The 23,096-nt window shown below is 63.7% G+C and carries 21 protein-coding genes, 1 other RNA gene and 1 pseudogene; 3 read left to right on the top strand and 20 right to left on the bottom strand.

Translation table 11 applies throughout. The features are described from left to right. Nucleotides 1-139 precede the first annotated feature (139 nt). The 12 genes from murB to mraZ are packed head-to-tail and all read right to left on the bottom strand — an operon-like array spanning nucleotide 140 to nucleotide 13,875. Nucleotides 140-1,105: a UDP-N-acetylmuramate dehydrogenase gene (gene murB / locus FJ428_RS17185; RefSeq protein ID WP_140495221.1), complete on the bottom strand. Its 966-nt coding sequence runs from the start codon at nucleotides 1,103-1,105 to the stop codon at nucleotides 140-142. After that, nucleotides 1,102-2,502 (bottom strand): UDP-N-acetylmuramate--L-alanine ligase, encoded by a 1,401-nt coding sequence (murC, locus tag FJ428_RS17180; RefSeq protein ID WP_140495219.1) that lies wholly within the window; start codon nucleotides 2,500-2,502, stop codon nucleotides 1,102-1,104. The genes murB and murC overlap by 4 nt, the downstream gene beginning before the upstream one ends. Further along, nucleotides 2,499-3,626, bottom strand: coding sequence for an undecaprenyldiphospho-muramoylpentapeptide beta-N-acetylglucosaminyltransferase (gene murG, locus FJ428_RS17175; RefSeq protein ID WP_140557537.1), 1,128 nt, complete (start codon nucleotides 3,624-3,626; stop codon nucleotides 2,499-2,501). Before murG ends, murC begins: the two co-directional genes overlap by 4 nt. Nucleotide 3,627: 1 nt before the next feature. Next, nucleotides 3,628-4,779: a putative lipid II flippase FtsW gene (gene ftsW / locus FJ428_RS17170; RefSeq protein WP_140557536.1), complete on the bottom strand. Its 1,152-nt coding sequence runs from the start codon at nucleotides 4,777-4,779 to the stop codon at nucleotides 3,628-3,630. After that, nucleotides 4,779-6,179, bottom strand: coding sequence for a UDP-N-acetylmuramoyl-L-alanine--D-glutamate ligase (murD, locus tag FJ428_RS17165; protein WP_140879852.1), 1,401 nt, complete (start codon nucleotides 6,177-6,179; stop codon nucleotides 4,779-4,781). The genes ftsW and murD overlap by 1 nt, the downstream gene beginning before the upstream one ends. A gap of 9 nt (nucleotides 6,180-6,188) precedes the next feature. Further along, a complete protein-coding gene (gene mraY / locus FJ428_RS17160) occupies nucleotides 6,189-7,271 on the bottom strand; it encodes a phospho-N-acetylmuramoyl-pentapeptide-transferase (protein WP_140495211.1) in 1,083 nt (360 codons plus the stop codon). Between the two features lie 24 nt (nucleotides 7,272-7,295). Further along, entirely contained in the window at nucleotides 7,296-8,777 is a 1,482-nt protein-coding gene (locus FJ428_RS17155; RefSeq protein WP_140656801.1) for a UDP-N-acetylmuramoylalanyl-D-glutamyl-2,6-diaminopimelate--D-alanyl-D-alanine ligase, read from the bottom strand. After that, nucleotides 8,774-10,228 carry a UDP-N-acetylmuramoyl-L-alanyl-D-glutamate--2,6-diaminopimelate ligase gene (locus FJ428_RS17150; protein WP_140559521.1) on the bottom strand — a complete coding sequence of 485 codons (1,455 nt, stop codon included), beginning with the start codon at nucleotides 10,226-10,228 and terminating at the stop codon, nucleotides 8,774-8,776. Before FJ428_RS17150 ends, FJ428_RS17155 begins: the two co-directional genes overlap by 4 nt. Before the next feature lie 54 nt (nucleotides 10,229-10,282). Then, nucleotides 10,283-11,992, bottom strand: coding sequence for a penicillin-binding protein 2 (locus tag FJ428_RS17145; protein ID WP_140495205.1), 1,710 nt, complete (start codon nucleotides 11,990-11,992; stop codon nucleotides 10,283-10,285). After that, nucleotides 11,989-12,384, bottom strand: a complete 396-nt coding sequence (locus FJ428_RS17140) for a hypothetical protein (protein ID WP_140559520.1) — start codon at nucleotides 12,382-12,384, stop codon at nucleotides 11,989-11,991. Before FJ428_RS17140 ends, FJ428_RS17145 begins: the two co-directional genes overlap by 4 nt. 4 nt (nucleotides 12,385-12,388) lie before the next feature. Continuing rightward, entirely contained in the window at nucleotides 12,389-13,420 is a 1,032-nt protein-coding gene (rsmH, locus tag FJ428_RS17135) for a 16S rRNA (cytosine(1402)-N(4))-methyltransferase RsmH (protein ID WP_140521216.1), read from the bottom strand. Next, nucleotides 13,417-13,875 carry a division/cell wall cluster transcriptional repressor MraZ gene (mraZ, locus tag FJ428_RS17130; protein WP_140495198.1) on the bottom strand — a complete coding sequence of 153 codons (459 nt, stop codon included), beginning with the start codon at nucleotides 13,873-13,875 and terminating at the stop codon, nucleotides 13,417-13,419. The genes rsmH and mraZ overlap by 4 nt, the downstream gene beginning before the upstream one ends. A 408-nt stretch (nucleotides 13,876-14,283) precedes the next feature. Here mraZ and FJ428_RS17125 point away from each other — a divergent pair, with 408 nt between their 5' ends. Beyond that, complete coding sequence (locus FJ428_RS17125; protein WP_140516714.1) at nucleotides 14,284-15,399, top strand: cystathionine gamma-lyase; 1,116 nt, start codon at nucleotides 14,284-14,286, stop codon at nucleotides 15,397-15,399. Nucleotides 15,400-15,407: 8 nt separating this feature from the next. Here FJ428_RS17125 and FJ428_RS17120 read toward each other — a convergent pair whose 3' ends face one another. The 7 genes from FJ428_RS17120 to FJ428_RS17090 form a co-directional block, all read right to left on the bottom strand. Further along, on the bottom strand, nucleotides 15,408-15,710 hold the full coding sequence (locus FJ428_RS17120; RefSeq protein WP_140516610.1) for a type II toxin-antitoxin system RelE/ParE family toxin: 303 nt from the start codon (nucleotides 15,708-15,710) through the stop codon (nucleotides 15,408-15,410). Continuing rightward, entirely contained in the window at nucleotides 15,707-15,982 is a 276-nt protein-coding gene (locus FJ428_RS17115; RefSeq protein WP_140516612.1) for a type II toxin-antitoxin system ParD family antitoxin, read from the bottom strand. The genes FJ428_RS17120 and FJ428_RS17115 overlap by 4 nt, the downstream gene beginning before the upstream one ends. Before the next feature lie 171 nt (nucleotides 15,983-16,153). Beyond that, an RNA gene (gene rnpB, locus FJ428_RS17110) (RNase P RNA component class A) lies at nucleotides 16,154-16,563 on the bottom strand. 65 nt (nucleotides 16,564-16,628) lie between these two features. Further along, nucleotides 16,629-17,345: a transglycosylase SLT domain-containing protein gene (locus tag FJ428_RS17105; RefSeq protein ID WP_140516614.1), complete on the bottom strand. Its 717-nt coding sequence runs from the start codon at nucleotides 17,343-17,345 to the stop codon at nucleotides 16,629-16,631. 210 nt (nucleotides 17,346-17,555) lie between these two features. Then, a complete protein-coding gene (locus tag FJ428_RS17100) occupies nucleotides 17,556-18,311 on the bottom strand; it encodes an N-acetylmuramoyl-L-alanine amidase (protein ID WP_140516616.1) in 756 nt (251 codons plus the stop codon). Beyond that, nucleotides 18,308-19,027: a DnaJ family molecular chaperone gene (locus FJ428_RS17095; protein ID WP_140495186.1), complete on the bottom strand. Its 720-nt coding sequence runs from the start codon at nucleotides 19,025-19,027 to the stop codon at nucleotides 18,308-18,310. Before FJ428_RS17095 ends, FJ428_RS17100 begins: the two co-directional genes overlap by 4 nt. A 155-nt stretch (nucleotides 19,028-19,182) precedes the next feature. Continuing rightward, complete coding sequence (locus FJ428_RS17090) at nucleotides 19,183-19,392, bottom strand: hypothetical protein (protein WP_140495184.1); 210 nt, start codon at nucleotides 19,390-19,392, stop codon at nucleotides 19,183-19,185. 235 nt (nucleotides 19,393-19,627) lie between these two features. On the opposite strand from FJ428_RS17090, the gene FJ428_RS17085 reads away from it, so the two are divergent. After that, on the top strand, nucleotides 19,628-20,875 hold the full coding sequence (locus FJ428_RS17085; RefSeq protein ID WP_224518994.1) for a DUF3419 family protein: 1,248 nt from the start codon (nucleotides 19,628-19,630) through the stop codon (nucleotides 20,873-20,875). After that, a pseudogene (locus FJ428_RS17080) lies at nucleotides 20,872-21,525 on the top strand (class I SAM-dependent methyltransferase); the annotation flags it as partial. The gene FJ428_RS17085 and the pseudogene FJ428_RS17080, both read left to right, overlap by 4 nt. A gap of 16 nt (nucleotides 21,526-21,541) precedes the next feature. On the opposite strand, the gene FJ428_RS17075 reads toward FJ428_RS17080, so the two are convergent. Beyond that, nucleotides 21,542-22,921 (bottom strand): serine hydrolase, encoded by a 1,380-nt coding sequence (locus tag FJ428_RS17075; RefSeq protein WP_140521219.1) that lies wholly within the window; start codon nucleotides 22,919-22,921, stop codon nucleotides 21,542-21,544. Nucleotides 22,922-23,096 lie beyond the last annotated feature (175 nt).

Below are 23,096 nucleotides of genomic sequence, written 5' to 3'. Positions count from 1 at the left end.
GGCAAGTGCTTATGATTCCGAGAGATTCACTTTCTGAGAAAATGGATGCGAAAACCGTGCTGTTGAGTCTTTGGAGCAACGGTCGCGCGGTCGTTCCGGACCGGTTGAAGTTCATGCGTCACATGAACTTCAACCGCGGCTAGAGCAGCTGTCCAAGAAACTCCTGGACGGCGTGTCCGGGGCGGAAGTCCCCGATGCGCTTGATCTCCCAGTGCAGCCGGATGCCGGAATGTTCGAGCACCCGCGTGCGCACCGTTTCGCCGAGATATTCGAGTTCGTAGCCGGTCGCTGTCCCGGTGTTGATCATGAAATTGCAGTGCATGGGCGACATCTGCGCGCCGCCGATCAGCAGGCCGCGGCACCCGGCCTTGTCGATCTCTTTCCAGGCTGAGGTGCCTTCAGGATTCTTGAAGGTCGAGCCACCGGTCTTCTCGCGGATCGGCTGCACCGTCTCGCGATGGTTCTGCACCGCGTCCATCGCCGCCTTGATCACTGCCTTGTCCTCAGCAAAGCCCTCGAAAATCGCCGAGGTGAAGATCAGCCCGGACGGTGCCGACGAGTGCCGGTAGGCATAGCCCATATCGGCATTGCTCAGCGTCTGGACGTTGCCTTTGCGGTCGAGCGCACGCACCTCGACGACGCGCTCGCGCGTCTCGACGCCATTGGCGCCGGCGTTCATCCTCAGCGCCCCGCCGATGGCGCCCGGTATGCCGTGGTAGAAATGGAAGCCGCCGATGCCGGCTTCCAGCGCCACCGCGGCGATGCGCTTGTCGGGCGTGGCCGCGCCAGCCTTGATCGATGTCGGCGAAACAATTTCGGTTTCACCGAACCCCTTGGCCGACAGCCTTATGACGAAACCCGGAATACCCCCATCGCGCACAAGCAAGTTCGAGCCGACGCCGACTATGGTCAGCGGTATCTCTTCGGGAACCGCTTTCAGGAAAGCAGCGAGATCCGCCTCGTCCGCTGGCTGAAAGAGCGCCTCGGCCAGTCCTCCGGCGCGGAACCAGGTGATCTTGTCCATCTCGGCATTCGGCGTGATGCGGCCGCGCAGGCCGGCAAGCCGCCCGCCAAGTCTGTCGATCAGCGCCTGGCCCTGCATCATGAGACGGCCAGCTCCTTGGGCAGCGCATAGGCCCATTGCGTGATGTTGCCGGCGCCGAGGAAGACGACGAAGTCGCCGGGCCTGGCCAGATCACGGACAACAGGCGCTATTGCTTCCGGACCCTCGATGTAGCGCGCGTCGCGATGGCCCCCGGCGCGGATGCGCGACACCAGCGCATCCGAGGTCACGCCTTCGATCGGCTCCTCGCCGGCGGCGTAGACCGGCGCCACCATCACCGTGTCGGCGTCGTTGAAGCAGGCGGAGAACTCATTGAACAGATCATGCAGCCGGGTAAAACGGTGCGGCTGGGCAATGGCGATGACGCGGCCCTTGGTGGCGCTGCGCGCGGCTTTCAGCACCGCAGCGATCTCGACCGGATGGTGGCCGTAATCGTCGAACACTTCGACGCCATTCCAGGAGCCGGTTTGGGTGAAGCGACGCTTGACGCCGGCGAAGGACGACAGGCCTTTCTTGATCGCCTCGGCCGACAGGCCGAGCTCATGCGCCACCGCGATCGCCGCCGTCGCATTGGAAACGTTGTGGCGGCCGGGCATCGGCAGGCGCAGATCCGATATCGTCGTCTGGCCGCGTCCCTTGCGGTCGCGGATCACCACGTCGAATTCCGAGGTCGCGCCGGCCATGCGATGGTTGGTGAAGCGCACGTCGGCCTGCGCGTTCTCGCCATAGGTGATGACGCGGCGATCCTCGATTCGGCCGACCAGCGCCTGCACCTCCGGGTGGTCGGTGCACATGACGCCGAAGCCGTAGAACGGCACGTTCTCGACGAACTGGCGGAAGGCTTCGCGCACCTTCTCGAAACTGCCGTAGTGATCGAGATGTTCGGGATCGATATTGGTGACGACGGCGATATCGGCCGGCAGCTTGAGGAAGGTCCCGTCGCTCTCGTCGGCTTCGACCACCATCCACTCGCCGTCCCCCATGCGCGCATTGGTGCCATAGGCGTTGATGATGCCGCCATTGATGACGGTCGGGTCGAGCCCGCCGGCTTCGAGCAGCGTCGCTACCATCGAGGTCGTCGTCGTCTTGCCGTGCGTGCCGCCGATCGCCACTGCCTGGCGGAAGCGCATCAGTTCGGCCAGCATTTCGGCGCGGCGCACGATCGGCAACAATTTCTCCCGTGCCGCCTTCAGTTCGGGGTTGGATTTCTTGATAGCCGTCGAGACAACCACCACTTCGGCATCGCCGAGGTTTTCTTCCCTGTGGCCGACAAAGCATTCGATCCCCTTGTCGCGCAGCCGCTGCACATTGGCGCTGTCGGCCTGGTCGGACCCCTGCACCTTGTAGCCGAGATTGTGCAGCACTTCGGCGATGCCGCTCATGCCGATGCCGCCAATGCCGATGAAATGCACGAGGCCTATGGTCTGCGGCATCTTCATGCGTGCGTTCCCTTCTTAAAATCCGAAACGGTTTTGCGGGACGCAATAGCCTCTGTGAGATCGGCGAGCAACCGTGCGGCATCCGGTTTGCCGACCGACTTCGCCGCGGCAGCCATTGCCGTGAGCCGTTCGGGCTCGGCCATCAGGGCGCCGATCAACGCCGCGATGCGCTCGGGCGAAAGTGAGGATTGCGGCTCCACCTCGCCACCGCCGGCGGCCGCAAGGGCGGCTGCGTTCGCGGCCTGGTCGTGATCGAGCGCATAGGGGTACGGCACCAGCAGCGCCGGTCGGCCGATGACGGCGATTTCCGAGACGGTCGAGGCGCCGGAGCGCGACATCACCAGTTGCGCGGCCGCTATGCGCGCCGCCATATCGCTGAAGAAGGGCGAGACCTCGACACCAACGCCAAGCGCTGCATAGGCCGCCTTCACCCGCCCGACATCATCGGCCCGAGCCTGCTGCGTGATCACCAGCCGCTTGCGCAGGGCGTCGGGGAGCAAGGCGACGGCCGCCGGCACCGCATCGGAGAAGAACTGCGCGCCTTGGCTGCCGCCGAACACCAGCAGGCGGAAGGGATCGTTCCCGGCCGAGGCGGCGTAGGCGGTCTTTGCGGCTTCGAGCACCTGTGGGCGGACCGGATTGCCTGTCGTCACCGTCTTGGCGCCGACGGCGCTTTCGTCTTGCGGCAGGAAGCCACCGGCAATCGCATCGACGCGGCTGGCCAGCGCCCGGTTGGCGCGTCCCATCACAGCGTTCTGCTCGTGGATCAGCGTCGGTACCTTGCGCCGCGTCGCGGCGTAGAGCGGCGGCAAGGTCGGATATCCGCCAAAGCCGACCACGGTATCGGGCTTGATCCTGCCGATGATGGCGGACGCCTGGCGCACGCCGCGCCAGATTTTCCAGAAAGCGCCAAGCAGGGCAACAGGATTTTTCGAGCCCAGCGTCGCGGACTGGATCGGGTGGATGGCGGCGGCCGGGAAGTGGCCGGCAAAGCGCTCAGCACGGTCGTCGGTCGCCAGATGCACCGTCCAGCCACGCGCGTTCAACTCATGCGCCAGCGCCTCGGCCGGAAACAGATGTCCGCCGGTTCCGCCCGCCGAGAGAAGGATAACGCCTCTGGCCATGTCACCCCGCCGGCATGGCGCGCTGCGGCAAGGCAAAGCCCACCTGCTTGCGCTTTTCCGGCCGCTTGCGCGTCAGCGCCAGCACCATTCCCATCGAGATGGCGATGGCAATCTGCGAAGAGCCGCCATAGGAGATGAACGGCAGCGTCATGCCCTTGGCAGGCACCAGTTGCAGGTTGACGCACATGTTGATGACTGCCTGCAGGCCAAACACGGTGACGAGGCCGCCGACCGCATAGCGGGTGAAATCGTCATGCTCCTTCAGCGCCGTGTTGAGGCCGCGCAGCACGATGAAGGCGAAGATGGACATGATGAAGAAACACATAATCAGTCCGAATTCCTCGCCCGCGACCGAAAAGACGAAGTCGGCATGGCTGTCGGGGATGACCCGCTTGACGGTGCCCTCGCCCGGTCCGACGCCGAACCAGCCGCCATTGATCAATGCGTCGCGGCCCATATCGACCTGGAACGTGTCGCCTTCGCCAGTGAGGAACTTGTCGATACGCAGGGCGACGTGCGGAAACACTGTATAGGCGGCAAAGACGCCACCGACGCCGGCCGCTCCGAGCACGACAATCCACAGCCATGGCAGCCCCGCCATGAAGAACATGATGCCCCAGGTGCCGGTCGTCAGCATGGTCTGGCCGAGGTCCGGCTGCGCCACCAGCAGCGACACGACCAGCACCAAGAGCAACATGGCGAAGAGATTGCCCGGAATGTCGGGCTGGCGCTTGTGTTCGGCGAACAGCCAGGCGCACATGATGACAAAGGCGGGTTTCAAAAACTCCGAGGGCTGGATCGACAGGCCGGCAAGCGACACCCAGCGCCGCGCGCCTTTCACCTCAACGCCGATGTAGAGCACCGCCACCATCAGCACCAGCATCAGGCACAGCATGATCAGCGCCATGCGCCGGATCTCTCTGGAATCGAGGAAGGACACCGCCAGCATCACGCCGAGCGCCGGCACGGTGAAGATGATCTGCCTGGTCGCGAAGTGAAAACTGTCGAGGCCGATGCGTTCGGCGACCGCGGGACTTGCGGCGAAGGACAAGACTATGCCCAGCCCCATCAGCGATAGGAACGCCGCCAGGAACCAGCGATCGATGGTCCACCACCAGGTCGCAACCGGGCTTTTGTCGAGACGGCTCTGCATTATCGTGCCCCTCCGATGGGTTTGACGCCCTCGATAGCATTCGCAGCTTGCCTGAAGGCTTCGCCGCGGACCTCGAAATTCTTGAACTGGTCGAAACTGGCGCAGGCCGGCGACAACAGCACCACCGCCTCGCCGCCATCGTCCTTGGCCGCATCATGCGCGGCATGCTCGACCGCGGCTGCAAGCGTGCCCGATATCTCATACGGCACCGCCTCGCCCAGCGTCGCCGAAAAGGCCGGCGCCGCCTCGCCGATCAGATAGGCCTTGGCGATACGCGGGAAGAAGCCGCGCAGCGGCTCGATGCCGCCTTCCTTGGGCAGGCCGCCGGCGATCCAGTAGATGCGTGAAAAGCTCGACAGCGCGGGTGCCGCCGCATCGGCGTTGGTCGCCTTGGAATCGTTGACGAACAGCACGTGGTCCTTGCGGCTGACCTGCTCCATGCGATGCGCCAGGCCCGGAAAGCTTTCCAGTCCGGACTGGATCTCGCCGAGGTCGAGCCCGACCTTGAGGCAGGCGGCCACCGCGGCAAGCGCGTTTTGCGCATTGTGCTGCCCGCGCAGCGAGCCGATGCCTTCGAGGAAGGCGACCCGGCTGTAGCGGCCATGCACCGCTTCCATCAAATTGGTGCCATCGGCGAAATAGCCGTCGGTCAGCGGCAGCCGCTTCGAAATGCGGATGACGTGCCGCCCCGCCCGCTCCAGCCGTTCGGCAATCTGCGCACACCAGGAATCGTCGATGCCGACGATCGCGGTCTCGCTGCCGGCAACCAACCGCTCCTTGATCGAAGCGTAATGCTGCATGGTGCCGTGACGGTCGAGGTGATCCGGCGTCAAATTGAGCAGGATGCCGGCCGTCGGATTGATCGATGGTGCGAGGTCGATCTGGTAGGACGAGCATTCGACGACATAGTGCCGGTCGGGTTGCGGCGGATCGAGCGTCATCACGGCGCGGCCGATATTGCCGCCCATCTGCGTGTCGCGGCCGGAAGCCTTCAATATATGCGCCGTCAGCGCCGTGGTCGTCGACTTGCCGTTGGTGCCGGTGATGGCGATGAATGGGGCTGCTGGCGCGCCGAGTGTCCGCTCGCGGCAGAAAAGCTCGACGTCGCCGATGATCTCGACACCCGAACCGCGCGCCAGTTCCACCGTCCAGTGCGGCTTGGGATGCGTCAGCGGCACGCCGGGCGACAGCACGAAAGCTGAGAAACCGGCCCAGTTGGCGCCACGCAGGTCGGCGGTTGCAATACCCGCTTCGGCCGCCTTGGCGACACTGCCTGGATTATCGTCCCAGGCGAGCACCTCTGCACCGCCCTCGATCAACGCGCGTGCCGTCGCGATCCCCGAGCCGCCGAGCCCGAAGAGCGAAACACGCTTGCCTGCAAAGGATGCGGCGGGAATCACGGGGCGCGCCTATCTGAGCTTGAGGGTGGAAAGGCCGACCAGCGCCAGGATGACGGCGATGATCCAGAAGCGGATCACCACCTGGCTTTCGGTCCAGCCGAGCTTTTCGAAGTGATGATGGATCGGCGCCATCAGGAACACACGCTTGCCGGTCATCTTGAAGTAGCCGACCTGGATGATGACGGACAGGATCTCGACCACGAACAGACCGCCGACGATGACCAGCACGATCTCGTGCTTGGTGGCGACCGCAACGGTGCCGATCAGCCCGCCCATGGCCAGCGAGCCGGTGTCGCCCATGAAGATCGCCGCCGGCGGCGCGTTGAACCAGAGAAAGCCGAGGCCGGCGCCGATGACAGCACCAAGCACAACAGCCAGTTCGCCGGTGCCGGGCACGAAATGGATCTGCAGATACTCGGCGAACACAGCATTGCCGGAGAGATAGGCAATGACGCCGAAGGACGCCGCCGCGATCATGATCGGCACGATCGCCAGGCCATCCAGGCCGTCGGTGAGGTTCACCGCATTGCCCGCTCCCACGATGACGAAGCAGGAGAACGGAACGAAGAACCAGCCGAGATTGATCAGGAATTCCTTGGCAAAGGGGAATGTCAGCGACGAGGAGAACGGCGCCTGGCCATTATGCATGATCGCCCAGGCGGCGATGCCGGCGATGACGAATTCGAGCGCCAGCCGCGCCTTGCCGGAAAAGCCGAGATGCGACTGCTTCGTCACCTTCAGATAGTCGTCGTAGAAACCTATCGAGCCGAAGCCCAGCGTCACCAACAGCACCACCCAGACATAGATGCTCGACAGGTTCGCCCACAGCAACGATGAGCCGATGATGCCGGACAGGATCATCAGTCCGCCCATGGTCGGCGTGCCGGCCTTCTTGAAATGGGTCTGTGGCCCGTCGGCGCGGATCGGTTGGCCCTTGCCCTGGCGCAACCTGAGCGAATTGATGATGGTCGGCCCGAAGATGAAGACGATCAGCGCCGAGGTGATCAGCGCCCCGCCGGTACGGAAGGTGATGTAGCGGAAGACATTGAAGACCGAGATCTTGTCCGCGAAATCGACGAGCAGTGTGAACATGCGCTTTTCGTCCCCGACTTGACCCTAGGTCTGTTTGCCGATTGTCGTTTCAGCCGGGAACTTGCCCAGCAACGCATCGACCAGCTTTGCAAAGCCGATGCCCTTCGACGATTTGATCATCACCACGTCGCCTGGCCTCAGCGCGGCAAGCAGCACCGGCTTCAATTCTTCGGCGCCGGCGCGGTATTCCGTCCTGATCTCGCCCGGCAGCGCTTCCGCCAGCGCCCGCATCTCCGGCCCCCCGAGAAAGACGGTCTGTGTGCCGGTGCCGACGATGAGACCGGCAAGTGCAGCATGCAGCTTGGCCGAATACTCGCCTAGCTCCAGCATATCGCCCAGCACGGCGATGCGGCGGCCTTCGCCCGTCACCGGCGTCGCGTTGAGCAGCGCCATGGCGGCCGCCATCGAGGCGGGGTTGGCGTTGTAGCTTTCGTCGATCAGCGTGATCGGTCCACCGGGGTGGCTTGAAGTCGGGCCACCGGGATGGCTCGAAGTCGAGCCACCGGGATGACGCAGCACATAGCGTTTGCCGCGGCCGCGCTCGGCCGAGAGATCGGCCAGCGCTAGGGCAACCTTGTCGAGATCGGCACCGACCAGACGGGCCGCGCCGAGGACTGCCAGAATGTTCTGCACCATGTGGCGGCCGGGCGCGCCGATGCGAGCCGTCACCTCGTGACCGCCGATCCTGGCGGCAATGTCGGAATGATCGGCATGGACTTCGCATTTGACCAGTCTGAAGGTTGAGCGCGCGTTCTCGCCGAACCCATAGACATGCTCGACGCCGGCGGCGTGCGCCATCTTGTCGAGAAGCTTGAAACGCGCGTCGTCGCGGTTGAGGATCGCCGCGCCGCCAGGTTCCAGCCCTTCGAAAATCTCGGCCTTCGCCTTGGCGATCTCGTCCAGATTTCGGAAGAAGCCGAGATGCGCGGCCGCGATCATGGTGACGATGGCGACATGCGGCCTTACCATCTTGACCAGCGGCCTGATCTCGTCGGGATGGTTCATGCCGATCTCGAACACGGCATAGTCGCAATCGGCCGGCATGCGCGCCAAGGTGAGCGGCACGCCCCAATGGTTGTTGAACGACTGCACCGAGGCATGCACCTTGCCGACCGCCGACAGCACGTGGCGCAGCGCTTCCTTGGTGGTCGTTTTGCCCGCCGAACCGGTCACCGCGATGATCCTGGCCTGGGAACGGTCGCGCGATGCGACACCGAGCTTTTCCAGTGCCACCAGCACGTCCTCGACGACGATCATCGGCGCCGTCAGCCGGCCAAGCGACGGCAGCTTGCCTTCGGCCACGACCAGCACCCCGGCTCCGGCCTTGATGGCGGCGGTCGCGAAATCATGGCCGTCCATCGCCTCGCCCTTGATGGCGAAGAAAGCGTCGCCCGGCTGAAGGCTGCGGCTGTCGATCGAAATGCCCGATATGCCGTCCGGCATCGGCCCGATCGGTCGCCCGTCCATGGCGGCGACCAGCGTCTCGGATGTCCACAGCAAATTCATGCGGCACGCTCCAGCAGCGCGGCACGGACTTCTTCGTGGTCGGAGAAATGCAGGGTCTCGGTGCCGATCGTCTGGCCTTCCTCATGACCCTTGCCGGCCACGATCAGCGTGTCCCCGGCATGCAACATGGCAACGGCCTCGTGGATCGCCGCGCGCCGGTCACCGATCTCGATCGCGCCGGGAGCGGCGGCAAGGATCGCGGCCCGGATCGTCTCCGGCACTTCCGAGCGCGGATTGTCGTCGGTGACGATGACGACGTCGGCGAGCCGCGTCGCGATCTCGCCCATGATCGGCCGCTTACCGCGATCGCGGTCGCCGCCGCAGCCGAACACGACGATGACCCGGCCGGTGGTGAACGGGCGCACCGAGGCAAGCACGTTTTCCAGCGCGTCCGGCTTATGCGCATAATCGACATAGACCGGCGCGCCGTTTGCAGTCGTCCCGACAAGGTCGAGCCGGCCGGGTGCGCCCTTGAGTTTCTCCAACGCCTTCAAGGCCTTGGCGACTGGCGTTCCCGTGGAGATGGCAAGCCCGGCCGAAACCAGCGCGTTGGCTATCTGGAAATCGCCGGCCAGCGGCAGGTCGATCTCGTAGAGCATCCCGTCGGCCTCGACCTCGGCACGCTGGCGGTGGCGCTCATGCTCGACCCGCTTCAGCGTCAGGAAATCGCCGTGGCGGCCGACCGTCAGCACGTCGAGCCTTGCGGCCTTCGCCGCCTGGATGGTTGGCGCCGACCACGGATCGTCGGCGAAGATCACGGCCGGCGCGCCCTTCGGCAGCAGCGCATCAAACAGACGCAGCTTGGCCCGGTGATAGTCCTCGACCGTCGGATGGTAGTCCATGTGGTCGCGGCCGAGATTGGTGAAGCCGCCGGCGGCCAGCCTGACGCCGTCGAGACGGCGCTGGTCGAGACCATGGCTGGAGGCCTCCATGGAAGCATGGGTGACGCCGGCGTCCGCCAGTTCAAGCAACAGCTGATGCAAGGCGACGGGATCTGGCGTCGTCAGCGAGCCATAATCGTTGCGGCCCGGCGCCACCACGCCGGTGGTGCCGATCGAGGCCGCGGCAAAGCCGGCTTGCTCCCAGATCTGCCTGACGAAAGCGGCGACCGAGGTCTTGCCGCTGGTGCCGGTGACGGCCACCATCATCTGCGGCTGTTTGCCGAAATAACGGGCCGCGCTCAGGGCCAGCGCCAGGCGCGGGTCATCGACGGCCAACACTGGAACTGGCAGTCCGCCAAGGGCGCTGTCCTTGCCCGCGACGATCGCGGCAGCCCCTCGTGCGGCGGCGTCCGCGGCATAGGCGGCGCCATCCGCCTTGCTTCCAGCGAGCGCGAAAAAGACGACGCCGGGTTTTACCTGGCGGGAATCCGAAGAGATGCCGGTAACCTCCAGATCGGCGGAAGCTGTTCCTTCGACTGGCAGGATACCGGTTAGATTTTTGAGCTTCATCGAGTTCCGTTCACCGCAACAAAATAGCGCGCAGTTGCCGGCGCGCCCTAAGAATCATTGATAGGAAACCAGCGTTGCACCATTTTCATGGCTGAAATCTGGCTTCACGCCAAGCATGGCCGCGGAACGCCTGATGATATTGCCGGCCATGACCCCGGCATTCGCGGCCGCGACGTCCGTCATGCCCGGCTTTTCCGGGTGCGGAGCATCGGCAATCGTAAACACGAGATATTGCGGATCGTCCATCGGGAATGCGGCGACGAACGTATTGAAATTCAACTCCTTCGAGTAGCGGCCATTGATGACCTTCTCGGCTGTTCCGGTCTTGCCGCCAACGCGGTAGCCGGGGACCCTGGCATTTCTGGCCGAGCCCTTCTCGGCGTTGAGCATGTAGAGATAGCGCATGCCCTCGACCGTTTTGTCGGCTACCACTTTCTTGGCCGCCGCCATCGCGTCCTGCTGGCTGCGGACCAGGAATGTCGGCTCCATCAGATATCCGCCATTGATCAGCGCCGCGCAGCCGACAGCCGCCTGCAACGGTGTCGTCGACACGCCATGACCGAAGGCGATGGTGAACGAGTTGACCTGTTTCCAGACCTTCGGCTCAGTCGGACGGGCGACTTCCGGCAGTTCGGTCTGCATCTTGTCCAAGATGCCAAGACGATGCAGGAATTCGCGGTGCGCCTCGATGCCGACCAGTTCGGCCTCCCTGGCCGACCCGATGTTGGATGAATAGAGGAACACCTCCGGCAACGACAGCACGCGGTTCTTGCCGTGGAAATCGTGAATGGCCTGATGGCCGACCCGGATTGGATGCGAAGCGTCGAAGCGGCTCGCCATCGTCGCCTTGCCGGAATCGAGCGCCATGGCTGATGTGAAGCTCTTGAAGGTCGAGCCCATCTCATAGAGCCCCGCCGACATCCGGTTCAGCCGGTCCTTGTCTTGTGCATTGTAGGGATTGTTCGGATCAAAATCCGGCACCGAGGCCATGGCCACCACTTCGCCGGTCTTGACGTTGAGCACGACGGCGCCCGCGCCCATGGCGCGATAGCGCTCCAGGCCGGCGGCAATCTCGTCGCGCACCACATGCTGGACGCGCAGATCGATCGAGAGCTTCACCGGCTTGAGATCCTTCGCCACCGCCAGGCCCGACGCCTGCAGATCGCTCAGGCCCTGCTCGTCGATATATTTCTCCATGCCGGAGATGCCTTGATTGTCGATATTGGTCAGGCCGACAATGTAGGACGAGGTTTCACCACTGGGGTAGAAACGGCGCTTCTCGGTGCGGAAGCCGAAACCGGGAATGCCGAGCTGCATGATGTCGGCCTGCTGCTTGGGCGTCAGCTGCCGCTGCAGCCAGACGAAGCCGGCGCCGCTCTTCAGCTTATGGTAGGTCTGCTCGTAATCGATCTCCGGCAGCACCGTCGACAGCTTTTCGATCGCCTCGTCGGCGTCGACGATGCGGCGCGGCTCTGCAAACAGCGATGCCGTCTTGATGTCCGTCGCCAGCACCTCGCCGTTGCGGTCGACAATGTCGGGTCGCGAGGCCGTCACCCGGCTCTGCGGGCCGCCCGACATGTCGGGGGTCTGGAAGCCGAGATAGACAAGCCGCCCGGAAATGATCGAGAAGATACCGAAGAACACCGCCATCGTCATGACGATGCGCGCCTTGCCCTTGCCTCCGGTCGCCTTGCGGGCGCCATCGACCACGATTGAACCGTCTTCGCTGGCCCTGGGGCGACGTTTCAGCAGTTTGCCGATCATTGGGCGATGCCTCCGGTCACGATGGGATCCTTGCCGTCCGAGGGTGTGTTGCCGGAATTGTCTGCCATGCCGCCTTGGTGCCCGTTCAGGATGTCCTGGATGTCGAGGGTTTTGGCTGGCAGGTCGCCGAGGCCGACGATCTGGTGCGCGCTGACCGGCTCCAGTTCAAGCTGCGACTTGTAGAGCTCGGCGAGCTTCTGTAGCCGCGATGGCTGGGTGAGCAGGCTCCAGTCGGCCTTGAGCAGGTCGATCGTGTCCTCCTCGTAGCGTATCTCAGCATGGATTTTCTGCACTGCAGCCAATTGGTCCTCGGCCTCGCGCTTGGTTTTGTAGGTCAGGGCCGCCGCCGAGACCATGACGGCGATGAGGACGATGTCGCTGGAACGAAACACGTGCTTACCTCTCCCCCGGCCGCTCGATGCCGGGAAGTTTTGGGCCGGGAAGTTTTGGAAGGCCGAAAATCGAAAAATCGACGGCACGCGCCGGCGCATCGGTGCGGATGGCGGCGCGCAGCCTTGCCGAGCGGGCGCGCGGGTTGGCCGCAGTCTCGGCATCACCCGGCGTCACGCCGCCGCCGGACTTGCTGAAGGTGGCACTGCGTGCCCGTGCCTCCGGCATGTGGCGCGAGCCGCTCGCGGCGTCGGAGCGATCGGCAATGAAGCGCTTGACGATGCGGTCCTCCAGCGAATGGAATGTCACCACGGCAAGTCGTCCGCCCGGCTTCAGCGCCCGCTCGGCGGCGAACAGCGCCTTGGCCAACTCACCGAGCTCGTCATTGACGAAGATGCGCAGCGCCTGAAAGACGCGGGTGGCGGGATGGATCTTGTCCTTCGGCGCCCGGCCGATATGCGTCTCGATGGCGTCGGCAAGCTCCAGCGTGCGCTCGAACGGACGCTTTTCGCGACGCGCTTCGATCATGCGCGCGATGCGCCCGGCGTGGCGCTCCTCCCCGAGGAAGCCGAAGATGCGGGCAAGATCGCCCGGCTTGAAGTTGTTGACGACATCTGCGGCGCTGAGGCCCGCCTGCGCCATGCGCATGTCGAGAGGCCCATCGACGCGGAACGAAAACCCGCGCTCCGCCTGGTCGAGCTGCATCGAGGAAACGCCGATGTCGAGCACGACGCCGTCGGCACTTTCGACATGCTGGTCCAGCATCGAGAATGGCGCCTGCACCAATCGCAGGCGGCCGCCTGATTGGGCTTCGAGATTGCGACCAGCCGCTATGGCATCCGGATCGCGATCAATGGCAACCACGGACGCGCCGGCCGCCAAGATGGCCTTGGTGTAGCCGCCGGCGCCGAACGTGCCGTCGACGACGACGTCCCCTTCCGCTGGCGAGAGCGCCTGCAACACTTCGGCAAGGAGGACCGGAATGTGGCGGGCCGGTCCGCCAACGGCGTTGATATCATCGCCGTGGCCCACCGTCATTCCGGTCGCTCCCCAGGCTTCGTCCCCTGCCGAAGCTGCAAAAGCCGGGCCCGCGCCTGCGCTCCGTAGGCCGCAAGCCGTCCCGGCTCCCAGATCTGAAAGAAATTGCCGCGCCCGACAAAGGCTACTTCCGCCGAAAGGCCGGCATGTTCGCGGATGAAGTCGCTGATCGTGATGCGACCATCCTGGTCCAGCTTCAGGAATGTTCCGTCGCCATGGCAAAAGAACGACATGTCGTCCGCCGTCTGCTGGAACGGATCCTCGAGCGCGATGCGCTGCTCGTAGCGGTCGAGCAGGTCGGGCCCGCCGACATCCATGGCCGGCAGATCCAGGCAACGCAGCGCGTAGAGATCCGAATAGCCGCGTTTCTGAACGACGGCGCGAAAATGCGCAGGAACGGACACCCGCCCCTTCGCATCGATCCTGCTCACCGTGTTCGACAGAAACCGGTCCATCACACGTCACGGCCGCTTGCGCCGCCGCACCCCTCTTCGTCGTGTTGCACGCGCCACCGCTACGCGTTCCCTGCCCTGAACCCGCCTCCGTGACAGGGGCGAAAACCGGCAAACGCGCAGCCGCCGCGGCTGCCCGATTGGCGTACGCTTCACTCTGACGCGGAACGAAGGCTTTGGTATCGATATGGGATATCATGGGGTGTTATGGGCGTCAACGGGAACAGGCTTCACAACATGCCGTCGCGACCGATGGAAGCGGCTTTGAAAACACGTCTCGTCTTTATGGATCATTAAGCCTAACGAAGCGTTTAGAGCCGCTTGGCCCAACCGGACGCGCCTTGTCGCGAGCTGTTGCCGGGCATAGCGTCTCACCACACGTCCAGGGTCACCAAGAGGGTTGGAATGTCGATGTCTGAAACAGCACGGTCGCGCGCCGCGGCTCTTGCCCACCTCCGTCGCAACGCACTTGCCGTCGGCGATTCCATCCCCCTGCCACTCACCATGGCTGCCATCTTTCACGCGCCTGGCGACGCCACCGGTTTCAACCAGTATGGCCGTTTCAGCAATCCGACCTGGGATGCGGTAGAACATATGCTGGCGCATCTGGAAGACGCGCCCTGCGTCGCTTTTCCTTCCGGAATGGCGGCGATTTCGGCGGCATTTTTCGCTGTCCTCAAGACCGGCGACCGCATTCTTCTGCCTTCGGATGGCTATCACACGACAAGGGCACTGGCCGAACGCTTCTTGAAACCACTCGGCATCGCCTACGATGTGAGGCCAACCTCGACCTTCCTCGATGGCGGTTTCGAAGGCTATCGTCTCGCTTTCGTAGAGACGCCCGCTAATCCGGGGCTGGACATATGCGATATCGCGGCGGTGGCCGCGGCCGCACACAAAGCGGGCGCACTGCTTGTCGTTGATAATACGACCATGACGCCTTTCGGCCAGCGCCCGCTCGACCATGGCGCGGATATTGTCATCGCCGCGGACACTAAGGCGCCCAACGGCCACTCCGACGTGCTGTTCGGCCATGTCGCGAGCCGCAACGCCGACATCATCGCCGCGGTGACGGATTGGCGCGAAACGTCCGGCGGCATTCCAGGGCCGTTCGAAGCGTGGCTTGTGCATCGTGGCCTCGAAACGCTCGATGTGCGCTTCGACCGCATGTGCTCCTCGGCGGAAGTGATCGCGCGGCGCCTGCAAGGTCACCCGGCGATCACGGGCCTGCGCTATCCCGGCCTGGAAGGCGATCCTTCGCACAATCTTGCCCGTGCCCAGATGGAACGCTTCGGCTTCCTTGTTTCCTTCGAACTCGCTTCGGAGCAGAAGGCCGAGGATTTCATCAACAACTGCGAATTGATGCAGGCCGCGACATCCTTCGGCGGCGTCCACACCTCCGCCGAGCGGCGTTCGAAGCGCGGCGATGCGGTTCCAGCCGGCTTCGTTCGCCTCTCGGTCGGCTGCGAACCAGTTGAAGAGCTTTGGGCGGCGATCGAGGCGTCGCTGGACAGGATCGGCGACTGACCCGACGATTACGAACCGAGGTCATTGGCTTCGACATTGCGATGGCCGTGCAGCACGCGAAGGATTTCGATCACATCGTCCCTAACTCGATACAGAGTGAGATAATTGCCGACTATTAGATGGCGAACACCCGGTGCGATATCGTCTCGTGGCGCGCCTGAGAAAGGATAGGTAGTCACTTGCTGCCACCGTGCCTCGATGCGGTCGAGCAGCCGGTCGGCTGCAGCCTCGCTGTCGCGCGCAATATGCAGCCAAATCGTGATCAGATCGTCTTCAGCGCGCGCGTTCCGGACGATAGAGAGCAAATTCATGCGGCGCCGTCAGATCGCAAGCGTCTCCGCGCTTCGGCCTTAATTTCCTCCATCGATTCAAATCGTCCCGGCCCGCTGTCGATCCCTTCCTGAACTAGCCTCCGCAACTCCTCGACCGTATAGCCGAAGAGGTCGCGCCGATCCTTCCATTGCCGGAGTGCATCGCGGATTACCTCGCTAGCCGAAGCGTATTCACCAGCGGCGACCACATCGTCGACCGCCGCCGCCAGTTCCGGCGAGAGGGTGATGCTGCGTTTATCGACCTGTCCCATGACCGCTCCTCGTCCACTTGCTGAAGCATGGTACGATTTAATCGTACCGAATTCAAGAAAGTCCCCTGCGGCCGTGGATGCAGATTGGCAGGCGACAAAAAAGCCGTTGAATCAACAGGCGCGCCCCAGGGCGCAACCTGCTGATCGCAAAGGCCGATATCGCGGAGAAAAACTGCCAGCTGGCCTGTAAGCCGGGTTCTGTATGGCCCTCGCCCCTTGCGGCGCGAGAACGTGGCGGCCATTCATCTTGGGCGCATATTGCCATGCGCCTCACGCAACCTACCCGGACGGTGAGCCGGAAACAGCCCTCGAGGGTTTCCCCTCGCACCGCCCCTATTCGGTCTTGCTCCCGGTGGGGTTTACCGTGCCGCTCCTGTTGCCAGTCGCGCGGTGGGCTCTTACTCCACCCTTTCACCCTTGCCCCGACCCGGCAAAGCCAAGTCGTGGCGGTTTGCTTTCTGTGGCACTTTCCCTGGGGTCGCCCCCGCCGGCCATTAGCCGGCACCGTGTCTCCATGGAGCCCGGACTTTCCTCACCCGCGGCCTTTCGGCTTTTGCTGGTGCGGCCGCCCGGCCAGCTGGCCAGGCGTATAAAGGGGTTCACGCCACAAAACGCAACCAAAAAAGCCGGTTACGACCGGTTCTTGTCACGCCGGCGATCCGACAGCCGCCAGTTGCACCTTGACCTTGCTGCAATAGGCGGCCGAAACCGGGTTCATTCGGGTGGCGCCGTGGCCGGCATTGTATTTCAGGATCGTGCCGCACGTCGTGCCGCCGCCGAGATCCCGCGCCATGGCAAGATACTTCATGCCGTATTTGATGTTGGTGTCCGGATTGAAAAGCCCATTGGCCGAGCCGCTATAGCCCATCATCCGCGCCGTCGCCGGCTTGATCTGCATCAAGCCGATTTCGCCGGCGCCGCCGACGAGGTTCGGCCGATAGTTGCTCTCGATCTTGATAACGGCATGAGCGAGCGACGCCGGCACGCCATAGCTCGCGGCATAGCGCGCCACGATGGCCGAATACTGATCGCCACTGGCCACCGCTGCCGTCGAGGCTGCTGCGTCCTTGATCCCGATCGATGCCGTCGTCGTTTTGTCGACGGCCTTGCGGCCTCGTCTGGTCTTCTGTCTCGTGCTCGGCTTCTTGGCCTTGGTCCAGCTCGCCTTCTCCACTTTCGCGGAAGACCGCTTCGCCGCCTTCACGTCCTTGCTGCTTTTGGCCGAAATGGCCTTGCCCTTGGCGGTCGCTGCGACGAGCCCCTGATCGGCCCGTGGGCTCAGCGGCGCGGCGCTCGCCGCCCCGAAGGCAAAAGTCATTACGCCGGCAGCAAGAGCTGCCGTTACAACGGTCAATTTCTGCATGTGATCCTGTTCTGTCTGAACGCGCGAAGATCTCCGCGCGGCATTGCTTGATTAATGTCGGATCATCCGGGGGTTAGACGCCCGACAAACTGTACGGATTGCCCTTTGAGGCCCGAATTGCGCGCAATGAAGGCGGGGCAATTCACTTTAAGTGACAGTTTGTAACCTAATGTCGGAAAAGCATTACTTGGACGGCATCCTGACCTAAGGTCAAGTTCCGGGGGAAGCGAGCAGCCGTTGAAGCGTGCGTATCGTCGATCCATCCGCCACTCCATCGATCCGGCGTGGCCGGAAATGACGCTGGAAAGCCTCGACCACGACCCGCGTCTGCTGGTCGAAAACACCCGATATTTCGACTCCATAGCCGTAGAGCGCCAGCATCGATTGCAGCGCCTCGACATCGGCGCCAGCGTCGCCGGTCTTCAGCACGGCGCCGCGCCTGATCGGTGCCGCCGCCACCAAGTGGCCGACGCCGGCCTCGAACAGGGCCCGCCAGGGAAACTTCTCGCCCGGATCGATCTTGCGCCCCGGCGCCACGTCGGAGTGCGCCAGCACCCGCTGGGGGGCAATCGCATGCCGGCTGGCAATTCCGGCACACAAGCCGATCACCGCATCGATCTGTCGCTTGGGAAAACCGGGATAACCCAATGAATGCCCCGGGTTGACGATCTCGATGCCGACGGAACAGGAGTTGATGTCGGTGCGTCCGAACCACGAACTCTTCCCAGCGTGCCAGGCGCGGTCGCTTTCCCGGACCATCTGCACGATATGGCCGTTCTCATGCACCAGATAGTGCGAGGAGACTTCGCTGGCCGGGTCGCACAGCCACGCCTCGGCCCCGGCGCCTGTCGGCATGCCGGTATAGTGCAGCACGATCATGTCGGGCTTCAGCGTCTCGCGCCGTGGCCCGAAATTCGGCGATACCCTGACCTCGGCGCTCGGCTCGTCGGGCAGGAAGCCGCTCATGCGTGCCGCAGGCCCCGCTCGATCATCTCATAGGCGGTGTTGATCGCCGCGAGCCTCGTCGTCGCGATCTTGATGAATTCCTGCGGCAGGCCACGCGCGATCAGCCGGTCCGGATGATTGTCGGAAACCAGCTTGCGGTAGCGTTTCCTGACCTCCTCGAACGGCTTGCCGCGCTCGATGCCGAGCACGACATAGGGGTCGGCCGCACCAAGATTGACGTGCCTGGCAAGGATCGCCTCGTAGTGCACCTCGTCTATGCGGAAGATTTCGGCGATGCGGTGCAGGAACTGGCCTTCACGCTCATGGATCAGCCCGTCGGCCTTGGCGATGTGGAACAGGCCATCGAGTATATCCTCCAGCATCATGCAGTTCGAATGGCCGGAGCCACAAAGCTGCGCCATGCGCTCGGCATAGGTCTCGAAGCCGGCAACGTCACGTTTGGCCAGATCATAGAGCCGCGCCACGTTGCGCGTCTCCTTTGGCGGCACCTCGAATATTTCCTGGAAGGCGCGTATCTCATCCTGGGTGACGACCCCGTCGGCCTTGGCCATCTTGGCCGAGAGCGCAATCATCGCCACCGAGAAAGCGACGCGACGGCGCAAATCCGCATCGCCGGAAAAAACGGTGCGTACAGCCTCGACCACGTCGGCGACGCCCGACGAGGCTGAGGACGAAATCCGCGTGATGAAGTCGCCGAGGCGGTCCCAAATCGACATGGCCGCTTCTTAGAGCCAACCGGTCCCCGCTATCAAGCCAATAACGGCCGGCATCATACCTCCGACGACAATCGATCTCGTGTCGGAACCACTACCCGCCTGGGCGAAGGGCCGGCAAGACGCCGGCCCTTCGCCAGAACACAGGTACTAATGGACTACTGCGCGGGCGCAGGAGCGGGCGTTGCCGGAGCCGGCTCGGCAGGCTTGGTCGAATTATCCGCGGGCGCCGCAGGTTTCATTGGCTGCTCGGCCGGCGGATTGGTGCTCTGGGTGGTGGTGTTATCCGTCCCCGTGCCGCTGTCGCTGCATGCAGCGACGCCGAGCAGCGCAAGCGCGGACACCGACGCAAGAATGAGTTTTTTCATGATATCTCTCCTTCAACACACGCTCACGTTGCAGTGAACGGTCGAGAAGGAAATGCATCACTCAGCCATGGGTTTCGTAACGATGCGTTTCCGCATGTAACATCGCTCGCATCCTCGCCTTGCGCCTCCCCGGGGGTGAAACAGCTTTGCGCTCCCCTGTGCGGATCGCTGTCATCCACCTGTCATAGCCGGGCGTTACCCGCTTGCGGCAAAGCAAATGGGGAATCACCTTGCCATGACGGACGTTTCCGCAGATCTGATCTTTCGCCGTGGCAAGGAAGTTGGAAAAGCCGTCTACCAGAACCGCCCCCTGTCGAAGGCAGGAATTTCCGAACGGCTGTTCGCCTTCCTGTTTTCGGGCCTGGTCTATCCGCAGATCTGGGAAGATCCCGATGTCGACATGGACGCAATGCAGCTTGGCGAAGGCCACCGCGTCGTCACTATTGCCTCCGGCGGTTGCAATATCCTGGCCTATCTCACCCGGTCGCCGGCCAGGATCGACGCCGTCGATCTCAATGCCGCTCACATAGCCCTGAACCGCATGAAGCTGGAGGCGGTGCGCCACCTGCCTTCGCAGGGCGACCTGTTTCGCTTCTTCGGTGCCGCCGGCAACGACCACAATTCTCAGGCTTACGACCGCTTCATCGCGCCGCATCTCGATCCGGTCAGCCGCCACTATTGGGAGCGCCGCAACTGGCGCGGCATCAGGCGCATCGCCGTCTTCGACCGCAATTTCTACCAGACCGGCCTGCTTGGCCTGTTCATCGCCATGGGCCACCGCACGGCTAAATTCTTCGGCGTCGACCCCGCCGGCATCATGCAGGCCAGGAACATTGGCGAGCAGCGCCGCTTCTTCCACCAGGAGCTGGCCCCGGTGTTCGAAAAGCCGCTTTTGAAATGGGCGACCTCGCGCAAGGCCTCGCTGTTCGGCCTCGGCATCCCGCCGGCGCAATATGACTCTCTCATCACGTCCGGCGACGGCACCATGGCCAGTGTGCTGAAAGCCCGGCTGGAAAAGCTCGCCTGCGATTTTCCATTGAAAAACAACTATTTCGCTTGGCAAGCCTTTGCCAGGCGCTACCCCCAACCCGGCGAAGCCGCCCTGCCCGCCTATCTTGAAAGGCAGAACTATGAGGCCATTCGCGGCAATGTAGACCGCGTCGCCATTCATCATGCCAATCTGATCGAATTCCTGGCAGGCAAGGACGCGGGTTCCGTCGACCGTTTCATCCTGCTCGACGCGCAGGACTGGATGACCGACGACCAGCTCAATGCGCTGTGGTCGGAAATCACCCGCACCGCCTCCGCCGGCGCGCGTGTCATCTTCCGCACTGCGGCCGAGCCAAGTCTGCTGCCGGGCCGCGTCTCCGCTTCCCTGCTCGACCAGTGGAGCTACGAGAGCGATGCCTCGCGCGAATTCTCCACCCGCGACCGCTCGGCAATCTATGGCGGCTTTCATCTGTACGTGAAGCGCGCCTCATGAGCACTACCGAGCTGCCGGCCAATCACGCCGAACTGATGGACGGTGTCTACCGCTGGCAGCGTCACATCTACGACCTGACCCGCAAATATTATCTGCTCGGCCGCGACCGGCTGATATCAGGGCTGGACGTTCCGCCGGGCGGCACGGTGCTGGAGCTCGGCTGCGGCACCGGGCGAAACATCATCCTCGCCGCCCGCAGCTTTCCCGGCGCGCGCTTCTATGGCCTCGACATTTCGGCAGAGATGCTGGAGACCGCGGGCACCGCGATTGCCCGCGAAGGCCTGTCCGATCGCGTCATGCTGGCAAGGGGCGACGCCACGGAGTTCGACGCAAAGGCGCTGTTCGGCCGCGACAGCTTCGACCGTGTCTTCGTGTCCTATTCATTGTCGATGATCGCAGGCTGGGAAAAGACGGTCTCCGCCGCGCTGGCAACGCTCGCTCCGGGCGGTTCCCTGCACATCGTCGACTTCGGCCAGCAGGAAGGCCTGCCGGACTGGTTTCGGACCCTGCTTCGCGGCTGGCTCAGAAAATTCCACGTCACGCCCCGTGAAATGTTGCGCGAGGTGCTGGAATCGGAATCGCGAAAAATCGGCGCAACCTTCCGTTTCCGCACACTTTATCGCGGCTACGCCTGGCTGGCGGTGGTCCGGCCGAGCAGCTGGTTGGCTAGCGCAGCGCCTTCACCAATGCCCCGACCATGGTCTGCGGCCTGTAGCCCAGCTTGGCCGGCGTCAGGCCGAGCCGCACCACCACTAATTGCTCGGATGGAATGATGGCGACGGTCTGCCCATCATGCCCCTCCATCCAATAGGTGTCCTTGGGCAGGCCCGCCGCCACGCCGGCACCGGGGTTTTCCTCGTCGCCCGGCGCCTCGATCCACAATTGCCCCTTGCTGTAGACTTTCGAGGCCGACGCAGGTTCGCGCATCCAGTCGACGAAACCGGCCGGCAGTATCTGGTTGCCGTTCCAGACCCCGCCCTGCAGCAGGAACTGGCCGAAGCGGGCCCAGTCATGGGCGGTGGCGTAGAGATAGGATGAGCCGACGAACGTGCCCTGTTCGTCGGTCTCGAGCACGGCGCTGTGCATGCCCAGCGGCTCGAACAGCGCGGTGCGCGGCCACGTCAACGCCTTGGCCTTGTCGCCGACCGCATCCTGCCAGAGCCGCGACAGCATCACCGCCGTTCCGCTCGAATAGGAGAACACCTTGCCCACCTCGCCCGTGAGCGGCTTGGCTTCGGCAAAGCCCGCCATGTCGGGTTCGAGATAGAGCATGCGCGTCACGTCGGCGACGTCGCCATAGTCTTCGTTGAATTCCAGCCCGCTCGACATCGCCATCATGTCGGCAAGGCTGATCGCGGCGCGGCCATCGGCCTTCCACGGCGCGAAAAGGCCCTGGTTGGTCATCGCCATCTTGCCGTTCTTGACCAGCGTGCCGACCATGGCGGCATTGACCGTCTTGGTCATTGACCAGCCGAGCAACGGCGTCCGGGCGGAAAAGCCCTCGCCATAGCGTTCCGCCACGACGCGGCCGTTCTTGACCACCACCACGGCGCGCATGCCGGCGCCGGTCATGGCGGCATCGTCGACGATCTTCACCACCTCCGGGTTCTGCGAGGCTTCGACCCGCTCGCCTTCCGGCCACAGCGCGTCCTGTCTTGTCGCCGAGGGTTCGACATGGATCGCCGTGCGCCGCGCCTTGCCGACATCGCCATCCGGGACCGAGGCGCAGCCCAGCCCGTCGCGGAAAACCGCGATGCTCTTGCCGAGGAAGCCAAGCAGGCCGGCGGAGACTGTGCCCCGGTTCTTGTCGACCGAGACCCGCATCAGCTTGAGCAAGGGATGACCGGGCGCCTGCACATCGACGGCAAGCACCTCGTTGGCATCGCGCCCGGCGACGAAAACGTTCGAGCAGACGATCTTTGCCGAATAGCCCGAGCCGACCCGGATCAGTTCGGGCGGCGCGAAATAAAGCCACCCAAACAGCGCCACGACCGCCAGCACCACCAGGCCGAGCAGCCGTTTGACGATCTTGGCAATGATCCGCATCTTTCCCGCCCCCGAATCCAGGCTCGATCCATGTCATCGATTTGCCGCCATTGCTTCCGCAAAATCATGGGCCTTGTCGAGCGTCGTCAACCAGATATCAACCATGATCGGCGATCACAGGTGCATGTCGCCCAACAGCGCGCCGCGTTTTTGGGATCACGGCAGGAAACAAAAT

The sequence above is a fragment of the Mesorhizobium sp. B2-8-1 genome (genome assembly GCF_006440955.1).
In the GTDB taxonomy this organism is placed as follows: Bacteria; Pseudomonadota; Alphaproteobacteria; order Rhizobiales; family Rhizobiaceae; genus Mesorhizobium.
The sequence above is the reverse complement of the archived record's forward strand: the minus strand, read 5'-3'. Positions and strand labels throughout refer to the sequence as shown.

Excerpts from the sequence above, each read along its gene's own strand:
- murB (WP_140495221.1), bottom strand. The coding sequence starts at position 1,105 with ATGATGCAGGGCCAGGCGCTGATCGACAGACTTGGCGGGCGGCTTGCC.
- murC (WP_140495219.1), bottom strand. The coding sequence starts at position 2,502 with ATGAAGATGCCGCAGACCATAGGCCTCGTGCATTTCATCGGCATTGGC.
- murG (WP_140557537.1), bottom strand. The coding sequence starts at position 3,626 with ATGGCCAGAGGCGTTATCCTTCTCTCGGCGGGCGGAACCGGCGGACAT.
- ftsW (WP_140557536.1), bottom strand. The coding sequence starts at position 4,779 with ATGCAGAGCCGTCTCGACAAAAGCCCGGTTGCGACCTGGTGGTGGACC.
- mraY (WP_140495211.1), bottom strand. The coding sequence starts at position 7,271 with ATGTTCACACTGCTCGTCGATTTCGCGGACAAGATCTCGGTCTTCAAT.
- FJ428_RS17155 (WP_140656801.1), bottom strand. The coding sequence starts at position 8,777 with ATGAATTTGCTGTGGACATCCGAGACGCTGGTCGCCGCCATGGACGGG.
- FJ428_RS17150 (WP_140559521.1), bottom strand. The coding sequence starts at position 10,228 with ATGAAGCTCAAAAATCTAACCGGTATCCTGCCAGTCGAAGGAACAGCT.
- FJ428_RS17145 (WP_140495205.1), bottom strand. The coding sequence starts at position 11,992 with ATGATCGGCAAACTGCTGAAACGTCGCCCCAGGGCCAGCGAAGACGGT.
- rsmH (WP_140521216.1), bottom strand. The coding sequence starts at position 13,420 with ATGACGGTGGGCCACGGCGATGATATCAACGCCGTTGGCGGACCGGCC.
- mraZ (WP_140495198.1), bottom strand. The coding sequence starts at position 13,875 with ATGGACCGGTTTCTGTCGAACACGGTGAGCAGGATCGATGCGAAGGGG.
- FJ428_RS17125 (WP_140516714.1), top strand. The coding sequence starts at position 14,284 with ATGTCTGAAACAGCACGGTCGCGCGCCGCGGCTCTTGCCCACCTCCGT.
- FJ428_RS17120 (WP_140516610.1), bottom strand. The coding sequence starts at position 15,710 with ATGAATTTGCTCTCTATCGTCCGGAACGCGCGCGCTGAAGACGATCTG.
- FJ428_RS17115 (WP_140516612.1), bottom strand. The coding sequence starts at position 15,982 with ATGGGACAGGTCGATAAACGCAGCATCACCCTCTCGCCGGAACTGGCG.
- FJ428_RS17105 (WP_140516614.1), bottom strand. The coding sequence starts at position 17,345 with ATGCAGAAATTGACCGTTGTAACGGCAGCTCTTGCTGCCGGCGTAATG.
- FJ428_RS17100 (WP_140516616.1), bottom strand. The coding sequence starts at position 18,311 with ATGAGCGGCTTCCTGCCCGACGAGCCGAGCGCCGAGGTCAGGGTATCG.
- FJ428_RS17095 (WP_140495186.1), bottom strand. The coding sequence starts at position 19,027 with ATGTCGATTTGGGACCGCCTCGGCGACTTCATCACGCGGATTTCGTCC.
- FJ428_RS17090 (WP_140495184.1), bottom strand. The coding sequence starts at position 19,392 with ATGAAAAAACTCATTCTTGCGTCGGTGTCCGCGCTTGCGCTGCTCGGC.
- FJ428_RS17085 (WP_224518994.1), top strand. The coding sequence starts at position 19,628 with ATGACGGACGTTTCCGCAGATCTGATCTTTCGCCGTGGCAAGGAAGTT.
- FJ428_RS17075 (WP_140521219.1), bottom strand. The coding sequence starts at position 22,921 with ATGCGGATCATTGCCAAGATCGTCAAACGGCTGCTCGGCCTGGTGGTG.